We start from the raw sequence: 6842 nt of genomic DNA, 5'->3' as shown, positions 1-6842 counted from the left end.
CCGCGATGCGTTTAACGGCTGGGTCGGGCTTCTTGGTTCGCTGACCGGCATCGTCGGGCCGTGGCTTTCCGGTTGGCTAATCTCCGCGCTGCATGGAAACCGGGGCTACCGGATAGTTTTTATGATTTCGCTTTGTGTTTACGGTACGGCGGCGGTGTTGAGCTTTTTTCTGAAAAAGCGCAAAACCTCCGGCAACTACGAATGGCTGGAGCCTTGGCATCAGCTGCGTTCCGGAGACGCGGATTGGCGCGTAACGGGGGCTGCGCTATTTTTTCAGGGTCTCCGTGAAGGCGTATTTTCCTTTCTGATCGGTCTCCTGGTATACATAGCGGCGAAGGAGGAGAGCAAGCTGGGTCAGTTCACGCTGATTACCTCTGCGGTGTCGCTCGTCAGCTACTGGGCAGCCGGCAAATGGCTGAAGCCCAAATTCCGGTCGGCCGGTATGCTTTGCGGAGCGCTCCTGCTCGTGGCAGTGATCGTGCCTATGCTGTGGGCGGTAAGCTACGGCATGCTGCTCGTTATGGGCATCGGGACATCGCTGTTCATCCCGCTGTACATGCTGCCGATGGTTTCCACCAGCTTTGATCTGATGGGGGAAAGCGAGGAGAGCGCCGGCAAGCGCGTTGAATTGGTTGTGCTGCGCGAGCTATGCCTGATGACCGGACGGCTGGCGGGAACGTTTATTTTTATCGCCATTCTGTCGGTCAGCGCCGCACCGCGCACCGTTACTCTGCTGCTGCTGGGGCTTGGAGCCGCGCCGGTTGGAAGCTGGCTGTTTCTGCACCGGATGCTGCGCAGGGAATCTTTACCGGAACGTTCATGACGGAAGCCGGCCTATACCATACCCGATTCATCAGCATGAACGAACAGCCGTCTCCCTGGGCAATGTGGCAGGAGAGACGGCTGTTTGATTTTCATTTAGCTTTTCACAGAGTACAGTGCCTATCTGTCCTTCAAAAGATCGCGGATTTCGGTCAGCAGCAGCTCCTCGCGCGTCGGTGCAGGATCTGCTTTAACCGCTTCCTCCCGTTTACGTTTAAACTTTCCGGCAAGCTTGACGATCACAAATAGCGAAAAGGCGATGATAAAAAAGTCGACCACGCTTTGGAGGAAGAGGCCGTATTTTAGCGCCGTATCGCGGTATGGATATTCCAGACTTTTCAGGTCAATGCCGCCGATCAGCAGTCCAACTACCGGCATGATAATGTCCGCTACCAGCGAAGACACGATTTTGCCAAAGGCAGCCCCGATCACAACGGCAAGAGCGAGATCTAGCACATTCCCTTTCAGCGCAAAGCTTTTGAACTCTTTCCACATTGCAGACAATCTCTCCTTCTGGGTTGGATAACTGTTTGCTCCATTATGACAAACATAGGGGGAAGCATCAATATCGAAGGTTCGGGAACCGCTTGCGAATTTTAGCACATAAACTGTCAGGCGAAGCGGCATACTAAATTTGGTTAAACTATTCTAAGAAAGGAATGAACATAATGCAATCTACGCAAATGCAACCTTTAAGCACTAAAGAACTGGAGTACATTTCCGACTCCATTTCCAATGAAGACCTGCTGATCAAGCAGTATGCGGCCACTGCCGGAACTACGCAAAATCAAGCGGTTCGCCAAATTTGCCAGCAGCAAATCCAAAACCACAGCCAACATATGGGAGCGCTGATTCAACTGCTTCAGCAGCATCAGCAGTACGCACCCAACCAGCCGCAATAAAAGGAACCACTCCGCATAATTTAAGCGCATGCTTCCAAGGCCGATCATCACAACATTTTAGCATAGGCTTCCAAAGCCAGTTTTGCCAAAGTCTACTTGTAAGCGAATCATCACAACACTTTTAGGAGGTCAATTGACGTGTACGCACAAACTGGAAATGCTTTTATGCAGGACGAGGATTTGCTGAATATTATTCTGGCAGATTTGAAACGGACGGTTGGAGAATATACGACAGCCACGACCGAATCCGCATGTCCGTCCGTTCGCCGCACCTTCAGTGATCTGACCATGGATACGCTCCGTCTTCATGGCGAGCTGTTCACGCAGATGTCGCAGATGAACATGTACCAGGCTCCTTCCAAGGCGCTACGCCAGGAGCTGGATAAAGAAATCCAAAATGCGCATCAGACTCAGCAAAAATCGCAGCAGTTCATTCAGCAAAAAATCAGCGGTCAAGGCGCATATGCCCAAGCCCCGAATGTATCGCAGCACCAGGCTAACGTGCATAACCCTTACTATATGTAACTCTGCCGCACGCGGTTTGAAGCGAGCAGCGGTTGCAGGACTGTCTGTGTTGCCGTAGAAAGCTTAGGCTTTCAGCGAAAGTACGATGCGTTCTTGCTATGTGAGAGAGAAAAAGGCTTCCCGCTTTAGCCCATATTCGAAAAAACCCATTACTCCCCGCTGATTGGCGGGGTTATTTTTGTTTGCAGATATGACCTTTTCATGTCATATTAATATTAAACTCTTTATGAAACCAATTCTTTCGCCGGAGCGCCGGCAGCAGAGGGCGCGTTCCCGGCGAAGATCCCGGAGGGAAGTCATGGAACAAGTGAATGAGCTGAAGAGAAAAGTGCTGGAACTGCTCAAAGAGGATGCCAGAAGAACCCCGGAGCTTTTGGCGACGCTGCTTGGAGCAGAAGAAGAAGAAGTGAAGACTGCGATTGAGCAGATGGAGAAGGATCATGTTATCGTTAAATACGCGACCGTGGTCAATTGGGATAAAGTGGACGACGAGCGGGTTACGGCTCTGATTGAGGTGCAGATTACCCCTGAGCGCGGACGCGGCTTTGAGGGCATCGCCGAACGGATTTATCTGTATCCCCAGGTGAAGTCTGTCTACCTGATGTCCGGCGCCTATGACCTGCTGGTAGAAGTGGAGGGCCGCAACTTGCGCGAGGTCGCGAACTTCGTCTCCGAGAAGCTGTCTCCCATTGACTCCGTACTGTCGACCAAGACGAATTTCACCCTTAAAAAATATAAACAGGACGGGATTATTTTCGAAGATCACGAAGAAGACAACCGTCTGATGATCTCCCCGTAAAGGAAGAGATGAGAATATATGATTACGAATAAAACCCAGCTGTCCGGAGAACAGAGCAAATCAATGTCATCCTATCTGTCCCCGCTGGTTCAGCAGATTCAGCCGTCGGGTATCCGCAGATTTTTTGACTTGGCCGCAGGGAGCAAGGATATCATCTCTTTAGGGGTGGGCGAGCCGGATTTCAAGACGCCGTGGCATGTCAGGGAAGCCTGCGTCTATTCGCTGGAACGGGGATTTACCGGATATACCTCCAATGCGGGAATGCCGGAGCTGCGCGAGGGGATTGCAAATTACCTGCATGCCCGCTTTAACTTGGACTACGATCCCGCGGACCAGATTATCACGACCGTGGGCGGCAGTGAGGCAATCGATCTGGCGCTTCGGGCGCTGATATCGCCGGGAGACGAGATTCTGATTCCGGAGCCCTGCTATATTTCATATTCACCGATTACCTCAATCGGAGGCGGGGTTCCTGTTGGCATCGAGACGTTCGGCAAGGACCGGTTCAAGCTGACGGCTGAAGGGCTGGAAGCGAAAATTACGCCGAGGTCCAAAATTCTGATTCTGTGCTACCCGAGCAACCCGACGGGAGCGATCATGAGCCGGGAAGACTGGGAGCCTATCGCCAAAGTGGTGGAGAAGCATGACCTGATCGTCATTTCCGATGAAATTTATGCCGAGCTGACCTACGGCAGCAATCATGTCAGCTTCGCCTCTCTGCCCGGGATGATGGACCGTACGATTCTCGTCAGCGGCTTTTCTAAGGCGTTCGCGATGACGGGCTGGCGGATGGGCTATGCCTGCGGACATCCCGAGCTGATCTCGGCTATGCTCAAAATTCACCAGTACACGGTGATGTGCGCGCCTTCTATGGGCCAGGTAGCGGCGCTTGAGGCGTTGACGAATGGCATGGAGGAAAAAGACCGAATGGTCGATTCCTATAACCAGCGGCGCAGACTAATTGTCAAAGGCTTGCGCGAGGCCGGACTGGAATGCCATGAGCCGCAGGGTGCGTTCTATGCATTTCCGAGCATTGCCGGAACCGGACTGACTTCAGACGAATTCGCCCAACGCCTGCTTCGGGAATTTAGGGTGGCGGCTGTGCCGGGAAGCGTGTTCGGACTTGGCGGCGAAGGCTATTTGCGCTGCTCCTACGCCACTTCCGTAAGCCAATTGAACGAAGCGCTCGAACGGATCGGCGCGTTGGTGGCGCTTTTGAAGAAAGAAAGAGAAAATAAGGCCTGACTAATTGAAAAAAAGTATGAAAATATTGTTATTCAATGAAAATATTAATGAAAACATGAATGAAGACGATAGCTATTGTCATATGGTATAATTTAGCCTTGATTTACCGCTTATTCCGAGAGTTAAGCTCAATAAATGTTATTTTGGATATACTTTAGGAGAGATATTGCCAGGGCGGAAATATTAGTGAAGCTGTGCTCCATATAACTTTTTGGGGGGGGGGGATGTTGGTGCTTTGTACCGATTACTATATGTGGTTTGGCGCGAAGCGTTTCCCGGAAAGCGGAAAAGCTTCCGCCAGAGATGATGCTGTCTCGTGCAGCCTCTCTCTCGAAGAGGAGATCCACATACTCCGGAAACGAATGGAGCAGTTGTTTATGCAGGAGAAGTCACTCACCTCGGATAACGTAGTGGAGATCAGCAGCAAGCTGGATTTGAAGATTATCGAATACATGAAGAGACATTCCCGCAATAAATAACGGGAGTTGGCTGCGAGGGTCCTTTGGGCCCTCTTTTGTTTTTACCGCAGTATGATGAATTCAGGGCATGAAGGAACACACGACCCTTACAAGCTGATGCGATTATGGTAAAGTAGTAATACATGCAATGTTTGAAGCCGGGAGGGACGATGGGTTGAGCGGAGGACGGAAGATGCGAGGTTATACCGTGCTGGCGGCGCTGATTTCGCTGGTCATGCTGCTTTCGGGCTGCGGCGGGAAAGACGCGAGTACGGTAACGGTCTTTTTGATGGGCCAGAATGGAGCGCCGGATGGCATGGCCGAACAGCTAAAGGAGAAGCTGGAAGCGAATTTGGGGCAGGACCTGAAGGTGGAATTTAATGTGGCGCCTATCTACAATAATCAGAAACTGCTGCTGGAATATGCGGGGGCAATGAATGATATTATTATTTTGCCCAAACAGGATATGCTGGATTACGGAAAACAGGGCTCCAATGTTCCGCTCGATGACTATTTTAACAAGAGTGATTACACTAAAGGAGTGTTTGAGGGCGGTGTGGAGCGTAAATCCGGGGATGAACAGACAGAGCTGAAGCAGGAGACGCATTTATACGGCATCCCTGTCTCGGACGTGAAGCTGTTCAAGGACGCCGGGTACACGCCGGAGGGCCTGTTCGTTACCATACCGGCTGCCGCCGGAAATGTGGAGCGGAGCGTCCAAGTTATACATGCAATGATGAAATAAAGCGGAGGGATGCGATAGTGGCGATTTATACACGAACGGGCGACCGGGGAGAGACCTCGGTCATCGGCGGGCGGGTCTTCAAGGATGATCTTCGGATCGAAGCTTACGGAACGATTGATGAGCTGAACGGCTTTGTCGGGCAGGCGCGCAGCATGATGGGTGACGAACGATTTACCGATGTGCGGGAGCAACTGCTGGAGATTCAGCATGAGCTGTTCGATTGCGGCTCCGATCTGGCTTATGTAAAGCAGGACCAAGGAAAATACAAGGTAACAGGTGCAATGGCGGAACGGCTGGAGCGGTGGATCGATTCTTTACAGGCGGAGAATCCGCCGATTGAGCGGTTTATTTTGCCGGGCGGCAGCGGTCTTGCCTCTGTATTGCATATCTGCCGGACCGTGTGCCGCCGCGCTGAACGCCGGACCGTCACGCTTGGACGCAGCACGGATATCAATGGGGAGACGGTGGCTTACTTGAACAGGCTTTCGGATTATTTCTTCGCACTGGCACGCACGGCCAATAAGCGCCTTGGGGTAGCCGATGTGGAATATATCCGCGGCGCCAAGGTGTTCAGGGACTGAGATGACAACGTACTATCCGCCCATCGCCTACACGGTTCCTGCTGAAGAAGCGGGCATGCTGCTCAAAACCATTCTGCAAAAGCGGATGGACGTGTCGCGCAAGCTGCTGTCCCGCCTTAAACTGACCGAGCGTGGAATTACCCTGAACGGAGAAAGAGTCTATATCAGCGTGCATGTCCGCGCCGGCGATCTCGTGGAGATTCGGATGGAGACGGAGATTTCGGAGGATATTTTGCCGCAGCCGATCCCGTTCGATATCCTTTATGAAGACGAGCATCTGCTCGTGGTCAACAAGCCGGCAGGGATGATCGTTCATCCCACCCATGGCCATTATACCGGGACGCTGGCTAATGGAGTCGTGCATTATTGGGCGCACAAAAAAGAGCGCTACCGCTTCCGGCCCGTTCACCGGCTGGACCAGGAAACGTCCGGCGTGCTCGCAATCGCGAAAAATCCGTACAGCCATCAGCATATTTCAGAGCAGATGCTAAGCGGCGCCGTGGACAAGCGTTATATCGCGCTCGTTCACGGCGTGCCCGCGCCGGAACGCGGAGACATCGACGGCCCGATCGATCGCGATCCGCTTGAGCCGCATCGGCGGATCGTAACGCCGGACGGTTATCCGTCGCTGACCCGGTACGAGGTGAAGGAGCGGTATCCTTCCGCCTCAAAAGTCGAGCTGAAGCTGCTTACCGGCCGCACACATCAGATCCGCGTGCATATGACATCCATCGGTTCGCCGCTGATCGGGGATCAGATGTACCG

10 protein-coding genes are annotated in these 6842 nt (G+C 52.6%); 9 read left to right on the top strand and 1 reads right to left on the bottom strand.

Annotation, left to right across the window (positions count from 1 at the left end; translation table 11 throughout):
• Positions 1-823, top strand: an 823-nt coding sequence (locus tag L691_RS32960; RefSeq protein WP_025691887.1) for an MFS transporter, incomplete at its 5' end; no start/stop codon positions are given.
• A 119-nt stretch (positions 824-942) separates the two neighbouring features.
• Here L691_RS32960 and mscL read toward each other — a convergent pair.
• Entirely contained in the window at positions 943-1317 is a 375-nt protein-coding gene (mscL, locus tag L691_RS29335; protein WP_036737326.1) for a large-conductance mechanosensitive channel protein MscL, read from the bottom strand.
• 173 nt (positions 1318-1490) lie between these two features.
• On the opposite strand from mscL, the gene L691_RS0118460 reads away from it, so the two are divergent.
• The 8 genes from L691_RS0118460 to L691_RS0118425 all read left to right on the top strand — a co-directional run.
• Positions 1491-1724, top strand: coding sequence for a spore coat protein (locus tag L691_RS0118460; protein ID WP_025691886.1), 234 nt, complete (start codon positions 1491-1493; stop codon positions 1722-1724).
• A gap of 138 nt (positions 1725-1862) precedes the next feature.
• A complete protein-coding gene (locus L691_RS0118455; protein ID WP_025691885.1) occupies positions 1863-2249 on the top strand; it encodes a spore coat protein in 387 nt (128 codons plus the stop codon).
• A 298-nt stretch (positions 2250-2547) separates the two neighbouring features.
• A complete protein-coding gene (locus L691_RS0118450) occupies positions 2548-3048 on the top strand; it encodes an Lrp/AsnC family transcriptional regulator (RefSeq protein ID WP_025691884.1) in 501 nt (166 codons plus the stop codon).
• Between the two features lie 18 nt (positions 3049-3066).
• On the top strand, positions 3067-4293 hold the full coding sequence (locus L691_RS0118445; protein WP_025691883.1) for an aminotransferase class I/II-fold pyridoxal phosphate-dependent enzyme: 1227 nt from the start codon (positions 3067-3069) through the stop codon (positions 4291-4293).
• Positions 4294-4517: 224 nt separating this feature from the next.
• Entirely contained in the window at positions 4518-4772 is a 255-nt protein-coding gene (locus tag L691_RS0118440; RefSeq protein WP_025691882.1) for an aspartyl-phosphate phosphatase Spo0E family protein, read from the top strand.
• Positions 4773-4926: 154 nt separating this feature from the next.
• Positions 4927-5496, top strand: coding sequence for a type 2 periplasmic-binding domain-containing protein (locus L691_RS0118435; RefSeq protein WP_051459405.1), 570 nt, complete (start codon positions 4927-4929; stop codon positions 5494-5496).
• A gap of 17 nt (positions 5497-5513) precedes the next feature.
• Positions 5514-6077, top strand: a complete 564-nt coding sequence (locus tag L691_RS0118430; protein ID WP_025691880.1) for a cob(I)yrinic acid a,c-diamide adenosyltransferase — start codon at positions 5514-5516, stop codon at positions 6075-6077.
• Position 6078: 1 nt separating this feature from the next.
• Positions 6079-6842, top strand: a 764-nt coding sequence (locus L691_RS0118425) for an RluA family pseudouridine synthase (RefSeq protein WP_025691879.1), incomplete at its 3' end; no start/stop codon positions are given.

The organism is Paenibacillus zanthoxyli JH29, assembly GCF_000520715.1.
Taxonomy (GTDB): Bacteria; Bacillota; Bacilli; order Paenibacillales; family Paenibacillaceae; genus Paenibacillus_AQ; species Paenibacillus_AQ zanthoxyli.
The sequence above is the reverse complement of the archived record's forward strand: the minus strand, read 5'-3'. Positions and strand labels throughout refer to the sequence as shown.

What these genes read in the sequence shown, in the direction of transcription:
- mscL (WP_036737326.1), bottom strand. Translation starts at nt 1,317, where the DNA reads ATGTGGAAAGAGTTCAAAAGCTTTGCGCTGAAAGGGAATGTGCTAGAT.
- L691_RS0118460 (WP_025691886.1), top strand. Translation starts at nt 1,491, where the DNA reads ATGCAATCTACGCAAATGCAACCTTTAAGCACTAAAGAACTGGAGTAC.
- L691_RS0118445 (WP_025691883.1), top strand. Translation starts at nt 3,067, where the DNA reads ATGATTACGAATAAAACCCAGCTGTCCGGAGAACAGAGCAAATCAATG.
- L691_RS0118450 (WP_025691884.1), top strand. Translation starts at nt 2,548, where the DNA reads ATGGAACAAGTGAATGAGCTGAAGAGAAAAGTGCTGGAACTGCTCAAA.
- L691_RS0118440 (WP_025691882.1), top strand. Translation starts at nt 4,518, where the DNA reads ATGTTGGTGCTTTGTACCGATTACTATATGTGGTTTGGCGCGAAGCGT.